The organism is Bradyrhizobium monzae, from assembly GCF_021458635.1.
Lineage (GTDB): Bacteria > Pseudomonadota > Alphaproteobacteria > Rhizobiales > Xanthobacteraceae > Bradyrhizobium.
The window spans coordinates 99,465-114,950 of the sequence record NZ_JAIRDQ010000009.1; the positions used below are offsets into that span (position 1 = coordinate 99,465).

The 15,486-nt window shown below is 62.8% G+C and carries 15 protein-coding genes and 1 tRNA gene; 7 read left to right on the plus strand and 9 right to left on the minus strand.

From position 1 onward, the window contains the following. The first annotated feature begins 187 nt into the window (after positions 1-187). Positions 188-2,689 carry an EAL domain-containing protein gene (locus K3F49_RS28345; RefSeq protein WP_234684192.1) on the plus strand — a complete coding sequence of 834 codons (2,502 nt, stop codon included), beginning with the start codon at positions 188-190 and terminating at the stop codon, positions 2,687-2,689. A 12-nt stretch (positions 2,690-2,701) separates the two neighbouring features. Here the strand turns inward: K3F49_RS28345 and K3F49_RS28350 are convergent, their stop codons facing one another. Both K3F49_RS28350 and trxA read right to left on the minus strand, forming a co-directional pair. Further along, complete coding sequence (locus K3F49_RS28350; RefSeq protein WP_234684193.1) at positions 2,702-3,379, minus strand: LON peptidase substrate-binding domain-containing protein; 678 nt, start codon at positions 3,377-3,379, stop codon at positions 2,702-2,704. 108 nt (positions 3,380-3,487) lie between these two features. Beyond that, positions 3,488-4,408 (minus strand): thioredoxin, encoded by a 921-nt coding sequence (trxA, locus tag K3F49_RS28355; protein ID WP_234684194.1) that lies wholly within the window; start codon positions 4,406-4,408, stop codon positions 3,488-3,490. 274 nt (positions 4,409-4,682) lie between these two features. On the opposite strand from trxA, the gene K3F49_RS28360 reads away from it, so the two are divergent. Next, positions 4,683-4,757, plus strand: a tRNA-Gly gene (locus K3F49_RS28360). A gap of 138 nt (positions 4,758-4,895) precedes the next feature. On the opposite strand, the gene K3F49_RS28365 is transcribed toward K3F49_RS28360, so the two are convergent. The 3 genes from K3F49_RS28365 to K3F49_RS28375 all read right to left on the minus strand — a co-directional run bounded on the left by K3F49_RS28365 (position 4,896) and on the right by K3F49_RS28375 (position 6,467). After that, positions 4,896-5,546, minus strand: coding sequence for a nucleotidyl transferase AbiEii/AbiGii toxin family protein (locus tag K3F49_RS28365; RefSeq protein WP_234684195.1), 651 nt, complete (start codon positions 5,544-5,546; stop codon positions 4,896-4,898). Between the two features lie 3 nt (positions 5,547-5,549). After that, entirely contained in the window at positions 5,550-5,822 is a 273-nt protein-coding gene (locus tag K3F49_RS28370) for a hypothetical protein (protein WP_234684196.1), read from the minus strand. A gap of 72 nt (positions 5,823-5,894) precedes the next feature. After that, positions 5,895-6,467 carry a TetR/AcrR family transcriptional regulator gene (locus K3F49_RS28375; RefSeq protein WP_234684197.1) on the minus strand — a complete coding sequence of 191 codons (573 nt, stop codon included), beginning with the start codon at positions 6,465-6,467 and terminating at the stop codon, positions 5,895-5,897. Between the two features lie 110 nt (positions 6,468-6,577). Here K3F49_RS28375 and K3F49_RS28380 point away from each other — a divergent pair, with 110 nt between their 5' ends. From K3F49_RS28380 to K3F49_RS28395, 4 genes are all read left to right on the plus strand, one after another. Then, positions 6,578-7,264 carry a glutathione S-transferase family protein gene (locus K3F49_RS28380; RefSeq protein WP_234684198.1) on the plus strand — a complete coding sequence of 229 codons (687 nt, stop codon included), beginning with the start codon at positions 6,578-6,580 and terminating at the stop codon, positions 7,262-7,264. A 108-nt stretch (positions 7,265-7,372) separates the two neighbouring features. Further along, positions 7,373-8,359, plus strand: coding sequence for an NAD-dependent epimerase/dehydratase family protein (locus K3F49_RS28385; protein ID WP_234684199.1), 987 nt, complete (start codon positions 7,373-7,375; stop codon positions 8,357-8,359). A 382-nt stretch (positions 8,360-8,741) separates the two neighbouring features. Next, entirely contained in the window at positions 8,742-10,010 is a 1,269-nt protein-coding gene (locus K3F49_RS28390; RefSeq protein ID WP_234684200.1) for a PQQ-dependent sugar dehydrogenase, read from the plus strand. 216 nt (positions 10,011-10,226) lie between these two features. Next, on the plus strand, positions 10,227-10,820 hold the full coding sequence (locus tag K3F49_RS28395; protein ID WP_234684375.1) for a c-type cytochrome: 594 nt from the start codon (positions 10,227-10,229) through the stop codon (positions 10,818-10,820). A 69-nt stretch (positions 10,821-10,889) separates the two neighbouring features. Here the strand turns inward: K3F49_RS28395 and panE are convergent, their stop codons facing one another. The 4 genes from panE to K3F49_RS28415 all read right to left on the minus strand — a co-directional run bounded on the left by panE (position 10,890) and on the right by K3F49_RS28415 (position 14,657). Beyond that, the gene (panE, locus tag K3F49_RS28400; RefSeq protein WP_234684201.1) at positions 10,890-11,813 is read right to left on the minus strand and encodes a 2-dehydropantoate 2-reductase; all 924 of its coding nucleotides are present in this window, start codon (positions 11,811-11,813) and stop codon (positions 10,890-10,892) included. 112 nt (positions 11,814-11,925) lie between these two features. Then, complete coding sequence (locus K3F49_RS28405) at positions 11,926-12,534, minus strand: 2-hydroxychromene-2-carboxylate isomerase (RefSeq protein WP_234684202.1); 609 nt, start codon at positions 12,532-12,534, stop codon at positions 11,926-11,928. 102 nt (positions 12,535-12,636) lie between these two features. Beyond that, a complete protein-coding gene (locus K3F49_RS28410; RefSeq protein ID WP_234684203.1) occupies positions 12,637-13,986 on the minus strand; it encodes an MATE family efflux transporter in 1,350 nt (449 codons plus the stop codon). 89 nt (positions 13,987-14,075) lie between these two features. Then, positions 14,076-14,657, minus strand: a complete 582-nt coding sequence (locus K3F49_RS28415) for a DUF2239 family protein (protein ID WP_234684204.1) — start codon at positions 14,655-14,657, stop codon at positions 14,076-14,078. 163 nt (positions 14,658-14,820) lie between these two features. Between K3F49_RS28415 and K3F49_RS28420 the strand changes: the two genes are divergently transcribed. Then, positions 14,821-15,486, plus strand: a complete 666-nt coding sequence (locus K3F49_RS28420) for a glutathione S-transferase family protein (RefSeq protein WP_234684205.1) — start codon at positions 14,821-14,823, stop codon at positions 15,484-15,486.

A 15,486-nucleotide genomic window follows, 5' to 3' on the forward strand; every position in this document is an offset into this window, starting at 1 on the left:
GCCGCGGGTCCGCTTACCCAGGTAGTTTCAGGGCAGTCGCTTCCCCGCACAAATACTGCCAATTGGCGTCATTTTCCGAGCGACGTTTACCTCGTGATAGGTATGCAACTGGGCATTGCGGAAAATTAACGCGGAGCAAGTCCGACCGGATCAATTCTCGGTAGTATTGACGAGGGAGCGCTATTGCATGTTCCGCGTTTTTTCCTGCCTGGCGGCCGAGCACGATTGGCGGCTCGTTGTGCTCGCTGGCCTGGTTTGCTTCGCCGCAAGCATCGTCGCCGTCAGCATCTTTCATCGCGCGATCGCGTCGCGCGCCTGGACGCGGCTGATCTGGATCGCGATCGCCGGTGCCGCCATCGGCTACGGAATCTGGGCGACGCATTTTGTCGCAATGCTCGCCTACGAGCCCGGCGTCCCGACCGGTTACGGCCTCGTTCTGACAGCGCTGTCACTCGCCGCGGCGATGATCCTGACGTCGGGCGGATTCGGAGTTGCCGTCTACAATTCGGGCCGCTGGCGCGCAGCTGCCGGTGGCGGCATCATCGGCGCCGGCATCGCAAGCATGCACTATATCGGCATGTGGGCCCTCGAAGTGCCGGGTCATGTGACCTGGTCGCCGGGGCTGGTGCTCGCCTCGATCGGCCTCGGCATGGTCCTGGGCTATGCCGCCCTCGCGGTGGCCATGGGCAGCAAGGGCAAGCGGGGAACCTTCGCCTCGGCTTTGCTGCTGACGCTCGCCATCGTGTCGCATCATTTCACGGCCATGGGAGCCGTGCAGATCGTTCCCGATCCGACGCTGGAAAACGATACATGGTCGCTTTCGCCGGCCTTCCTCGCCGTTGCAATTGCCGGTGTGGCCCTGTCGGTGCTCGGGATGAGCTTCGTCGGCGTCCTGGCCGATCGTCGCCTTGCGACCCGAACCAGCAGATTCGAGGAAATCATCAGCGAACTTTCGCGCGCCAGGCAACAGGTGGAAGATTCGCAGCAGGAAATCCAGGACCAGAAACTCAGGCTGGATACGGCCATCAACAACATGGTCGAGGCCTTGTGCATGTTCGATGCGGAGAAGCGACTTGTCGTCTGCAACGACCGTTATGCCCGGCTCTATCAATTGCCGCCGGAGCTGCTGAGAACGGGGACCCCGCACGTCGACATCATCAGGCATCGCGTCGTGACCGGCATCCTCAAGAGCGACACCAGCGAGGGCGCCGCCGCGCAATTCCTGTCGAAATTGGCCGCGTTGCCGTTCGATGCCGTCTCGAGCAGAATCGACGAGTTCGCGGACGGCCGGTTGATCTGCGTGACGCGACAACCGATGGCCGGCGGCGGCTGGGTGGCCACGCATCTTGACGTCACCGAGCAACGCAGGTCGGAGGCCAAGATTGCTCATATGGCACAACACGATGCGCTGACCGATCTGCCGAACCGCGTGCTGCTCAGAGAGCGGATGGAGCATGCACTTGCCGTGACCCGCAATGGCGGCCTCGATCTGGCCGTGCTCATGCTCGACCTCGACCGCTTCAAGGAGGTCAACGACACGCTCGGACACCCGACGGGCGATTCCCTGTTGCGCGCCGTCGCCGCGCGTTTGCGCGATTGCACCACGGAAACAGCGTTGATCGCCCGGCTGGGCGGCGACGAGTTCGCGGTGATCGACTACGTCACCAACCCGGCCGTTGAGGCCGCCGCCCTCGCCGAGAGGATCAAAAAGGCGCTTTGCGAACCCTTCGATCTCGACGATCACCGCGTCACGGTGGGCACCAGCATCGGCATTGCGATCGCGCCGCGCGATGGCAACGATTCCGACGTGCTCATGAAGAGCGCGGATCTGGCACTCTACTCTGCCAAGAGCGGTGGACGCGGTGCATTCCGTTTCTTCGAGCCGGAACTCGACGAGCTCATGCATGCGCGGCGCAACCTGGAGCGCGACATGCGGGATGCGCTTGCCGGCCACGAATTCGAGCTGCACTACCAGCCGTTCGTCAATACTGCGACCGGCGAGATCCGCGGCTTCGAAGCCCTGCTGCGCTGGCATCACCCGCGGCGAGGCCTGGTCATGCCCGGCGAATTCATTCCGCTCGCGGAGGAGGCCGGCTTGATCGTGCCGCTGGGAGAATGGATCCTCAGGACTGCCTGTGCGGAAGCGGCCAAATGGCCCGCCCATCTCAGGATCGCGATCAACCTGTCCCCGGCCCAATTCAGGAGCAAGGACCTTGTCCCGGTCATCGTCGGTGCACTGGCGAATTCGGGAGTTGCGCCACACCGGCTCGAGCTCGAGGTGACCGAGACCGTCATCATGCATGACAGCGAAGTCGTCTTCGCAGCACTTGGTCAATTGCGCGAGCTCGGCGTGCGAATCGCCCTGGACGACTTCGGCACCGGCTATTCATCGCTGAGCTTTCTGCAGAGATTCCCGTTCGACAAGATCAAGGTCGACCGCAGCTTCGTCAACGAACTGTCCAGCGCAAGCGCAGACGCGCATGATCTCGCGCGAGCGGTCGTTCGCTTCGCGGTCAGCCTCGGCAAGACGACGACCGCCGAAGGCGTCGAAACGAAGGAGCAGCTCGATCTTCTCCGTGAAGAGGGCTGTGCCGAAACGCAAGGCTACTATTTCGGCCGGCCGATGCCTCAATCCGGCGTCGTGAAAATCCTGAGGCGAGGTGCCCGGGCGGCCGTTCGCGCGGCGTGAACCCTCGCGCACTCACTGCAACGGCGGATCGCCGCTGGTGCGCTTCTTGGCGAGGTCCATCTCGGTGACCGCGATCAGGATCTCGGCGCGGGTCTTCAAATCCAGCGCTTCCAGCATCGCCTGCTTCTCGGCGGGGCCATAGGGCGACATCATCGCCAGTGCATTGACCAGCGCCTCGTTGGGTGCGCTCTCGACGCCTTCCCAGTCGACCTTGAGATTGTTGGCCTTCAGGAAATCCGCCAGCACCGTCAACAGCGCCTCGCGATCGACCTCGTCCTCGCCCTTGCGCGCGGTGAAGTCGTCGATGAAGGTGAAGAAGTCCACCTTGCACTGCCGGTAGGCGGTCAGCACTTCGAGCTCCTCGATCACCTTGAAGCGCGCGACGCCGGTGAGCTCGAGGATGTAGCGGCCGTCGCCGGATTCGGCGAGCTGAGTGATGCGGCCGACGCAGCCGACGCGGAACAGCGCCGGCTTGTCGGAATTTTTGGGCGAATGCGCCGCGTCCGGCTGGATCATGCCGATCAGGCGATGGCCGTCGCGAAAACTGTCGTCGACCATTGCGAGATAGCGCGGCTCGAAGATGTTGAGCGGCATCTGGCCGCGCGGCAATAGCAGCGCGCCCGGCAGCGGAAACACCGGGATGATTTCCGGAAGGTCGGCGGGGCCGCGATATTCGATGTTGATCGGCATCTGGTCCCCGCTGACGTCGCTAGAGCATGATCCGGATCCGGAGGACCGCGTCAGCGCAAAGTGTGAAGCGGCTTTCCGACAAGGTCATGCTCCAACTCATCGTTTTCCCTACGAAAACAGGATCGTCGACAAGCGCTTGCGCCCCTCGACGGTCGCTTCGTCCGCGCCGCCCCAGGCCTCGAAGAACTGCACCAGCTGCTTGCGGGCACCGTCGTCGTTCCATTTGCGGTCGCGCTTGACGATCGCGAGCAGCTGCTCGGTGGCGGCGGCCCGGTTGCCTTGCGCGTTGAGCGCGGTGGCGAGGTCGAAGCGTGCCTGATGATCGAGCGGGTTTGCGGCGACTTTCTGTTCCAGTTCAGCGACGGGGCCGAGCGCTTCAGCCTGTTCGGCGAGGTCGATCGCGGTCTGCACGGCCTTCACGGCGGGATCGTTGCGCTTGGATTCCGGCACTATGGCCAGTGTCTGCTTGGCCTGCTCCATCGCGCCGGAGGTGACGTAGCATTTGGCGAGGCCGGCAAGTGCCGCGATGTTGGTCGAATCGTACTGTAGCACTTCGGCGTAGATCTGGGCTGCCGCAGCGGCGTCGCCCTCGGCGAGAACGGCCTCGGCCTCCTGCAGAATCTCGGCGATGTTGGGCTCGCCGGGCGCGGTCACGCCCTTGGTCACCTTTTCGATGAAGGCATTGATCTGGCTCTCCGGCACCGCGCCCATGAAGCCGTCGGCGGGTTGGCCGTTGACGAAGGCGATCACCGCCGGGATCGACTGGATGCCCATCTGGCCCGGGATCGCCGGATGCTGGTCGATGTTCATCTTGACCAGCTTGACCTTGCCCTTGGCCGCCTTGACCGCCTTCTCCAGCACGGGGGTGAGCTGCTTGCAGGGGCCGCACCACTCCGCCCAGAAGTCGATCAGCACCGGCTGGCGCTTTGATTCCTCGATGACGTCCTTCACGAAGGTCTGGGTGGTGGTGTCCTTGATCAGATCGGCTGCAGCCGGGCTCGCTCCGTTACCCTGGTCGATGATCGTCACGGGATCCCCTCGTCTGATGTCTGGAATGGCGGGTCTTTAGCACGTCGCCATCGCATATGCTTCGTTTCAGGCCCTAAAATTGGGCCGGGCCGGCCGAATTTCAATCCACCGGCGCCGATTCGGCAGTTCCAGGGCGTTTTGGGGTGATTCGGCCGGGTTCGGGCTCATATGGGGGCTCCGAAAGCGAATTGATGCCGCCGGTAGCTGTTGCATTCGCCGCCCGCTTTTGGCATACGACAGCCGTTGCCGGCGCGTCACGCGACCGACACAGGATGCGGGTGTAGCTCAGTGGTAGAGCACGACCTTGCCAAGGTCGGGGTCGAGGGTTCGAGCCCCTTCGCCCGCTCCAATTTTTTTCCAGCATCCAAATGAGCTAGCTATTCCGCCCAGAGCGAGTTGCTGCACCGATCTTGGTGTAGGTCGTTGCTCCAAGTCCCGGGCTGCGCCGAAATGGGTGCCAACCCGCTATTCAGGGCCACTTCCCTGATCATACAGCGCGAAGAAGCTCTTGGGTCCTTTCCAGCGCGATGTTCGCGATCGGCAAATATGGGTCTTTGATCGAGAGCTGGTTGATTACTGCGCTCACAAAGTCAGGCTTCAGTCTGTCGATTGCGGCCAGCGTGCTTGTGACGCTGTTGCGATAGCTGGCCAGCTCCCTGATGATGGCTTCGGCGTGCTTTTCGCCGGCCGCCGCGATGTCAAATATATCGCGCGGCACGATGCTATCGCCCCGATGATAGATTTTCTTCGCAATGATTTCCGGGATTGTCTCCAGGAGGACCATTTCGCCCTCAACTGTCGATTGCGTGGTCGGGGAGGAAGTCAGCGACTGCGCGACGATGAAATCGATCTCTCCAAATTCAAAACCGAGCTTCGGGAGACGTGCGCCATCTCCTTTGTAATCAGCAGGCCCAACCTCGAAGTGGAAGTCATGCTTCTGTGGATCTAGAAAGGGAAGGACTTGAGGGTCCGCGAGAAAGATATCGACATCGTGGCTTATCCGATGATCGATTTGCAGCATCATCGCCGTGCCGCCGCCGAACGACCAATGATCAATGATTTCCTGTTCGGCGTTCACTTGCCGGATCATCGCACAGGCAATGCGAAACAGCTGCGCCCAATCGGATTGAGCGCTCACCGGTTACGCCGCCAGTGGATTGGATTGTCCCGAAAAGTCGGCAAACGCCTTCGCCGCGGCAACCAGTTGATCGCGGCTGATGCCATACATCTCAGCGAACGCGATTTGTAGCTTGGGTTCAACATCCCCAAAGAATGACGACATCGGGCCACAGGCGGCCTTCGCCGCAGAGGGGTCCAGCAGGCAATGGACGAGCTCCTGCGCGCTTAGCTTTTTGCCATACGGCGCATTTACAGTCGCAAGTACGAGGACGGGGATATTCATCTGCGTCGCCATCCAGGTGTCCCGTCAATACGGGATCGACGTAGAATATCTATACCCGGCCAACCAACTTCGCAATCAAGCGGCTCAGGGAATCAATCCCGAGACACGATAGGCCTCGATGGCGCGGTCGTAGACCGAGATGTCATTGCGCCCGCGGGCAATGAGTTGTGCGCCCGCGATCGCGGCGTAGATCGCCATCGCGCGTTCGCCTCTTTCCTCTTCGCCGGCAGCGGGCTTCGTTATCGCCAGCACACGCGCGATCCAGGCGATATTCATGCGGGGAAAGCGATCGATCTCGAGTCTCACCTCTTCGGGAAGGTCGTCGAGCTCGGCGCTCATGATGCCGCTCAGGCACATGCGATTGCCGTTGGCGAGTGCGGCACGAAAGATCTCGACGTAGCGGTCGAAGCACGTATGTGGATCGGGCACTGTCGCGAGGATGTCCTCCAGATAGGCGGCGCCTTCCTCGGCATAGCGCCGCGCCAAGGCCACGCCGAGATCGCCTTTGGTTGGAAAGTGATAGTGCACGCTGGCACTCTTGATTCCGACCTCCTTGGCCAGCTCGCGAAAGCTCAGCGCGGTGTATCCGCGCGCCTGCACTGCGGCGCGCGCTGCGGCCAGAACGGCCTCACGCATGTCGGGTTTGGTCTTCGCCATCGAAATCGTTACCTATCAATCGATAGATAGCTGTTGACCGGAACTATGGGAAGGGGGTAACGGGGCGACACGCATAACCTATCTATCGATAGACAGACACAAGGTGCCGCATGAAGATCTTTGACCGCCCAGGCTTCCCCAACCCGGCCCGCATCCGCATCGTGCTCGCGGAAAAGCAGATCGATTCGAAGGTCGAGTTTGTCCCGATCGACCTGATCGGGGCCGAGCACAAGAGCCCCGCGTTCCTGCAAAAGAACCCGTCTGGCGTCCTGCCTGTGCTTGAGCTCGACGACGGCACGCACATCTCCGAATCCACGGCCATCACCGAATATCTCGACCATCTCGACGGCAACCCGACGCTGACCGGCACGACTCCAAGGCAGAGGGCGCTGATCCATATGATGCAGCGGCGCGCGGAAGCCGAGCTGCTCGATCCGGTCGGAGACTATTTCCATTACGCAACCCCGGGCCTTGGTCCGCAGCTCCAGGCCTTCAAGAGCCTCGACTGGAGCGGCCGCGACGAATGGGGTCGGCGGCAAGGCGAGCGTGCCCGCGCCGGGATGACCTATTTCAACGGCGTGCTGGAACGGCAGCCTTATGTCGCCGGCGATGCGTTCTCGATGGCTGATATCACCGTCTTTGTCGGCTTGATGTTCGCCGGCGCCGCCGGGATCACGATCCCGGGCGACTATGCCGCTCTTGTTGCGTGGCGCACGCGCGTCGCCGATCTGCCGAGTGTGAAGCACCGCAGCGGCCAGGCATTTCTCGCCGACGATGCCCGCCGCCTTGGCCTGTGATTGACGGCAGCCATTTCCGGGCACACACGGTTGGCGGTCGATGCGTCAGGCGGGCTGAACCCGTTCAGTCCTGTCTGCGCGACGCGAAGACTTGATCCCGGAGGTGTCATGACAATCCTGGTTACCGGCAGCGCCGGCCACCTCGGGGAAGCGATCCTGCGGACGTTGTGCGATCGCGGGTCGCCGGCGCGTGGGATCGACCTGAAGCCATCGCCCTTCACCGATGCCGTAGGCTCGATCGTCGATCCCGGCTTCGTCCGGGCGCAGATGGACGGCGTCACCGCCGTCATCCACACCGCGACGCTGCACAAGCCGCATGTGGCGACCCACGGCAAGCAGGCCTTTGTCGACACCAACGTCACCGGCACGCTCAACCTGCTCGAGGCGGCGGTCGCCGCGGGCGTGAAGAGCTTTGTTTTCACCAGCACCACCAGCGCGTTCGGCTCGCAGCTTCGGCCCGAGGCCGGGCAAGCCGCGGTGTGGGTCACCGAGGAGTTGCCCGCGAGCCCGAAGAACATCTACGGCACCACAAAGCTGATGGCGGAAAATCTGTGCGAGCTGTTCTTTCGCGAACGCGGACTGCCGGTCGTCGTGTTGCGGACCTCGCGGTTCTTTCCGGAGGACGACGACGATCCCGCAATGCGTTCGGCTTACACGACGGAGAACGCACAGGCCAACGAACTGCTCTATCGCCGGCTGGATATAGCGGACGCGGTGAGCGCCCATCTGCTTGCCGTAGCGCGAGCGCCGGAGATCGGGTTCGCCCGCTATATCGTGTCGGCTACAACCCCGTTTGGGCGGCACCATCTTGCGGCGCTGGCCCGGGATGCTGCCGGTGTCGTGCGCGAGCTCTACCCGGATTGCGCGAAGCTCTACGCGGCGCGCGGCTGGCGGCTCTTCCCCGAGATCGACCGCGTCTATGTCAACGAGCGCGCGCGGCGCGAGCTGGGTTGGCACCCGGAATTCGATTTCGCCCATCTGCTGCGCAGCCTGCGCGATGGCTCCGATTTCCGCAGCCACCTGGCGCGTGAGGTGGGAGCGAAAGGCTATCACGACACGCAATTTGACGACGGTCCGTACCCCGTCGCCAAATAGTCGCCGCTTTTGTCAATTCGCACGATGTTTCAGCTGCGTGGTCGCCGTCACCGCGCACCATCCGGTCTCGACCGTTCTACTGTGCATGGGGTTGTTTTCGCGGTTTTTGGATTGGTCACCCATTTCGCGGTCCGCAAATGAGGCGCGCGTCATCTCGATTCCGCGTTGCAGCGAGATCGTTGTCGTCGCCACGTGCGCGACGCGAGAAATCCGTCTCAATTTTTTTTGAGCGCAACTGCACCGCACGCGACGCGCTTCTCACCGCTCGCAGATGTGCTAACCTTTTTGCGTCTGCCACCTCGACAGACTCCGAACTTCACCCGCTCGAACAGCAAAATAAAATAACGTGCAGCCCTGACGGCTGCCTTAGGGGAGTGACGCGATGAAATCGATGATCCATCGATCCGTGTTGGCGCTTGCAGCCGTGGCCCTTCTTGCCGGGACCAGTGTTGGCAGCGCCCAGGACAAAAGCAAACCGCTGAAGAAATACGAATCCGGCACCAAGGAATTCTGGACCCATCCGCCGGATGACTGGTTCCTCGGCGACGAGACCGAGGCGCAGAAGGGCCTCGCGCCGCCCTCGGGTCCGCCGACCGGCGCCTCCGATGCCGAGCTCGCCAACATCATCAAGAAGGTGAAGCTGCCGGCGGGCTTCAAGATGGAGGTCTACGCCTCCGGCGTGCTGGCTGCGCGGCAGATGGCCTGGGGTGACAAGGGCACGCTGTTCGTCGGCTCGTTCGGCCTCGGCAACGTCTATGCCATCAAGGACAACAACGGAAAGAAAGAGGTCAAGACCATCCTCAAGGGCCTGAACATGCCCACGGGTCTGGCCGTCAAGGACGGTGCGCTCTACGTCATCGCGGTCGACAAGCTGATCCGCTACGACGACATCGAAAACAAGCTCGACAATCCCGGCGAGGGCAAGGTCGTCTATGACGACATGCCGTCCTACGCGGCGCATGGCTGGAAGTACATCGCCGTCGACAAGGACGGCTGGTTCTACATTCCGTTCGGACCGCCCTTCAACATCGGCATCCCCCCGACCAGCGTCGCGCAGATCCGGCGCGTCGATCCCAAGACCGGCAATGCCGAAACCGTGGCGCTTGGCGTCCGCAACTCGGTCGGCGGCGACGTCGATCCGCGTACCGGAAAGTACTGGTTCACCGAGAACGCGCGTGACTGGGTCAGCGACGATCTGCCGAGCGACAAGCTGAACATGATCTCGAAGATGGGCGAGCATTTCGGCTATCCCTACTGTCACCAGGGCGACCTTCCCGATCCGAAGTTCGCCATGGGCCACAAATGCTCCGAGTTCACACCGCCCGTGCTCAACCTCGGCGCCCACGTCGCTCCGCTCGGCATGAAGTTTTACACCGGCGACCAGTTCCCCGCCGAGTACAAGAACAACATCCTGATCGCCGAGCACGGCTCCTGGAATCGTCACAAGTACCAGGGCGGCCGCATCATGCGCGTGATCGTCGGGCCCGACGGCAAGAATGCCAAGCAGGAGGTGTTCGCCTCCGGATGGATCGAGGGTGATCAGGGCTATCTCGGTCGCCCCGATGACATCATTCTCGCCAAGGACGGCTCGATCCTCGTCGCCGACGACTGGGCCGGCGCGATCTATCGCATCAGCTACAGCAAGAAGTAGCGCACGACGACACGAGGCTGCGGTGGCCATGAGGCGGCCGCAGCCTCTTTCATTTCAAATTCACATGCTGTCATTCCTGACTGTGCGCAGCTCGCGCCTAAGCCTGGAACCCGTACCCACGAATGATGGTTATGGATTCTCAGATGCGCAACTGCGCATCGTAGCTCGCCCTTCAGGCGCCCCGGAATGACGAACCAGTCAGAGTGGAATTCCATCATGCGCCGGCAGTTCATCTCGCACGCAATCAGCGCGGCCGCGCTCCTCACGCTTGGCGCCCTTTCCGCAAGCGCCGCAGATAACACTGCAGTCCAGGAGAAGGCTGCCGTTTGCTCCGGCTGTCACGGCGAGAACGGTATCTCGCAGACCGAGAACATTCCCTCGCTGGCCGGTCAGCCCGACCAATTCCTGCAATGGCAGCTCGTGTTCTTCCGCGCCGGCTCGCGCAAGAACGAGCAGATGCAGCCGATTGCCGCGGAGATCACCAACGAGGACGTCCGCAGCCTCGGCGCCTATTTCGCGGCCATGACGCCGCCGACGGCAGCCGAAGACAAGGATCCGGACCTGTCGAAAAAAGGCGCGCAAGTCGCCGTCGGCCGCCGCTGCGCCTCATGCCACACGGATAGCTTTGCCGGCACCAAGGCCGTCGCGCGGCTCGCGGGTCAGCGCGAGGAGTATCTGGTCAAGGCGCTGCACGACTACAAGGCCAGCCAGCGCGTCGGCGGCGGCGGCGCCGCGATGGCCGACGTCGCCTACCACATGAGCGATGAGGAAATCGCCGCCGTCTCGCACTATCTCGCGTATTTCAAATAGCGCTGGGTGTAGCCGCCAACACGGTCTGTCGTCCCGGATCTGCGCTGCGCTTGTCCGGGACGACAGCAGTTACCCTGCCCGCTGGTTCTCATAGGCCTTGAGATGCGTATACGCGATGCGCAGCTTCGGCACCGGGACCTTGGCGGCATCGGCGCGCGCGATGAGGTCGCCGATCACGTGATCGGCCTCGACCGGAAAGCCTCCCTTGATGTCGCGGAACATCGAGGCCGTCATCGGCGAGCCCTCGGTCGTGAGGTTGCCCTTCACGCGCTCGAAGAACGGACCGCCCGGCGTATAGCCCGACGCGGTGGCGATCGAGCTGGTTTCATCGAGCATGCCGAGCAAGAAGTCGCGACCGCCGGGCGCGGCGAGGATGTTGCCGACGGAGGTGCGCATCAGGCTGGTGCTTGCGGCGAGCGAGGACAGGAACACCCACTTCTCCCACATGTCCTGCATGATGTTCTGGCTGGCAGTGGCGCCATTGATGCCGCTCTTGAAGGCCTCGTCGATCGCCTTGACGCGATCCGACAATTTCCCGTCGCGCTCGCCGTAATTGATCGATTGCATCGGCTGCAGCTGCACCACCTCGCGCTTCTCGTTCAGGGTCGCGGCAATGGCGCAGAGGCCACCGAGCACGCGCTCCTTGCCGAATTTGGCATCGAGCGTATCGAGATGCTTCATGCCGTTGAGCATCGGGATGACCGCGGTGTTCGGGCCGACTGCTGCGGCGAACGACTTGATGGCATCGTCCAGATCGAACGCCTTGCAGCTGAGCAGCACGACGTCGAATTTTTCCTTGAGGTTGTCCGCCTGCACGGTCGGCGGATTCTTCAACGTCACATCGCCATTCGGGCTCTTGATGACGAGGCCGTCGCTCGCGAGCTCGCTGGCGCGTTTGGGGCGGACCAGGAATGTGACGTCGCGGCCGGCCTGCAACAGCCTGCCACCAAAATAGCCGCCGATGGCGCCGGCGCCGACCACGAGGATACGCATGGGAAAGTCCTTATTGTTGCTATTGGCGGTCTATCTATAGTCGCCCTTGCGAGCGAAGCGAAGCAATCCAGAATGGTGCCGCAATCACATTCTGTCGCTGGAGATGCGGGGATTACTCTCCCAGTACCATCTCCTCGACCTCGCGCAGCTGCTCCTTGCCGAAAAACATCTCGTTGCCGACGAAGAAGGTCGGCGAGCCGAACGCGCCGCGGGCGACTGCCTCCTCGGTGTTCTTGATCAGCTTGCCTTTCGCCTCGGGCTCCTGGGCGCGGGCGAACAGTTTTTGGGCATCAAGGCCCGACGACGCCAGCGCCTTCGCCGCAACTTCAGGATCGTCCATCTCTTTCGGCTCGCGCCACATGTGGTGGAACGCGGCGTCGACGTATTTCTCGAACACGCCCTCGAGCTGCGCCGCGATCGCGGTCCGCATCAGGTTCAGCGTGTTGACGGGGAAATTGGGATTGAAGACGTAAGGCTGAACCTTGAAGCGCTTGACGAAGCGCTCGGTTTCGACCTGCTGGAATTCGCGCTTGTTCTTCACGCCGGCGAGCGTCTCGGCCGGCGACTTGTTGTTGGTCGACTTGAAGATGCCGCCGAGCAGGATCGGTACATATTCGAATTTGACGCCGATGCGCTGCTCGATCGCCGGGATCGCCAGATGGCTGAGATAGGCATTCGGGCTGCCGAAATCGAACAGGAATTGCGGGGCTGTGCGGGTCAAATTCATTCTCCCTGATCTGGCTTTTGATCTGGATTTTCATCCATTGTGGCGCAGGCCGCGCCACAGGTCCACCGTTTAATGACGGTCATAATATCTTGACGACTAGACCAGGCGCCGGATCGCCTTCTTGCGCCACACCAGCAGATAATAGCCCATCTGCAAAATGAACATGGCGCAGAACACGATCGGATAGGCGGCCCATACGCCGTCGAGACCGATCATGCGGCTCAGGATCACCGCCGACGGCAGCTCGATCGCGACAATGGCAAAGATCGACAGCAGCATCGGCGTCAGCGCAACGCCGGCGGCACGCATCGCGCCGGAAAACGTCGTCGCCAGGCCGAACGGCACCGAACTCCACAAGGCGATGAACAGCAGCCCTTTCGCCAGATCGAGCACGGCGCCGTCGGTGATGAAGATGCCGAGCACGGCGCGCGGCATCAGGTAAATCAGTGCGACCAGCCCGCCGGTCAGCACGAGGTTGAACGTCAGGCCGATACGGACGATGCCGTCGAGCCGCGCCCGATCGCCGCCGCCGATGGCTTGTGCGCCGAGGATCGAGACCGCGATCGAAATCGACATCGCCGTGAACTGCGTGTAGCCCATCACCTGATTGACCGCGCCGTAAGCCGCAGTGGCGTCCGAGCCGAAGCCGTTGACGAGGCCAAGCAGCACCAGCTCGGCGATCGCCATCACCACCATGCCGACCGCACTCGGCAAGCCGATGCCGAGGATTTGTCCGATCACAGCGCGATTGAGCCGTACTTGGCGCAGCAATGCGACATCAGGCGCGAGCGCGTGCTTCTTCCGCAGCAGGTAGGCCGCCAGCGCGAGCAGCGTCACTGCATTGGAGATCGCAGCCGCCCAGGCCGGGCTGGTGATGCCGAGCGCCGGCAGTCCGAATGCCCCGCGGATCATCACCGGCGTCAGGATCAGACCGATCGTCGTCGACAATGCCAGCGCCAGCAGCGGCGTTACTGCATCGCCGACGCCGCGGATCATCGCCGTCATCAGGAGGAAGACGAAACCGAGCGGCATCGTCAGCAGCATGATGCGGGCATAGGCGCTTGCCTGGTCGAGAATGTCTGCGGGCGTCGCAAGCGCCATCATCAATTGCCGGCTGAAGAGCCCGCCGATAAGTCCCACAGATATCGAGAGCAGCAGGCCGACCGCGAGCGTCGTGCCGACGACGCTTCTGATCCTGCCGTGCTCGCCGGCGCCGAAGGCCTGGCCGATCAGCACGGTGGCGCCGGTGCTCAGGCCCATGACGAAGGCGAACAGAAAGAAAAACACTGGGAAGAATGTCGAGACCGCCGCCAGCGCATCCACCCCGATCATCTGACCGAGATAGACATTGCTGACGGTACCGAACAGCGATTGCAGCGCGTTGCTCAGCATCAACGGTGCGAGGAAGCGCAGGAAGCTCCTCCAGAGCGGCTTTGGAGCGGACATGGATGTGCCTTTCATCAGGGCGAGCAAAGCCGTTGCCGCGCGAAGCGCGCGGCTTGGCCGTCGATGGGGTTATTGGAGAGCGGCGCGCCTTAAGCGCGGTCGCTGTAGGCGAGCTTGACGATGTGGTCGCGGATGTCGGCCGGCCAGTCGGCGATCAGTCCGGTGAAGCGCCGCCGGTCATCTGCAAACAGCGCACGCGAAGCTTCCTCGAACTGCGCCAGATTGCCGGCCATGGTCGACATGAAGTGATAAGCCGCATCGCGCGCCTGCCGCTCGCGATCCTTGTCGCCGCTCGCGCGCCGCGTCTCGTCGACGAGTTTTCGCAGCGCGACCGAAGCGCCGCCGGGCTGCGCGCCGAGCCACTCCCAGTGTCGCGGCAGCAGCGTCACCTCGCGCGCGACCACGCCGAGTTTCGGCCGGCCGCGGCCGCGCGGTTCGGCCGATGGTGCGGTCTCCTCAACTGGCGGCGGGATCAGCTTCGCCAGACGCGCCAGCACCTCGCGGTCGCCGCCGCGCAGATCGAAGTCGATCGATCGACCCGTGGCGTCCTCGAAGATGATGATGGGCTCGTCCGGCCGTGGCGCCACGCGCTTGACGACGAGCGCGACCTCTCCTGCCGGCCCCGACACGAGCCGGCGCTGACCCTGGAAGGCGGTGAAAGTCTTCTGCATTGAAATCATTGCTATATTGGTGACGTTGGGCCACTTAATACCCGGGTAAATTGCCAGCGTCAATATACCCGGATGAAAATATCCATCCGGATGGCTCGACATTGCAGTCCCGGGCTGGCACGTACGCGGCCGACCGACCACGCCCAGCCCTGAGGATCTCGCGATGCTGACCGTCCACCACCTCAACAACTCCCGTTCGCAGCGGGTGCTGTGGCTGCTCGAGGAGCTGGGCGTGCCCTATGAGATCGTGCGCTATCAGCGCCAGCCCGATATGCGTGCGCCGAAAGAGCTGCGCGCCATCCATCCGCTCGGCAAGTCGCCCGTCATCACCGACAACGGCAACACCATCGCCGAGTCCGGCGCGATCATCGAATATCTCATCGCGACCTACGGCAATGGCCGGCTGATCCCGGCGCCGAACACGCCGGAGCGGCTGCGCTTCACCTACTGGCTGCACTATGCGGAAGGGTCGGCGATGTCGCCCTTGCTCTTGAAGTTGCTGTTCACGCTGATGCCGAAGCGCGCGCCGGCGCTGCTTCGCCCGCTGGTGCGCAAGGTCTCGAACCAGGCGCTCACCGCGCTGGTCAATCCGCAGCTCAAGCAGCACATGGATTATTGGGAAGGCGAGCTCGGAAAAAGCGAGTGGTTCGCCGGCAGCGAGTTCACCGCGGCCGATATCCAGATGAGCTTTCCGCTTGAAGCAGCCCAGGCGCGCGGAGGGCTCGAGCAGGGCCATCCCAAGGCGATGGCGTTCCTCGAGCGCATTCACGCGCGGCCGGCCTATGCGCGCGCCCTCGAGAAGGGCGGGCCGTACCAGGTCGGGCGGTAA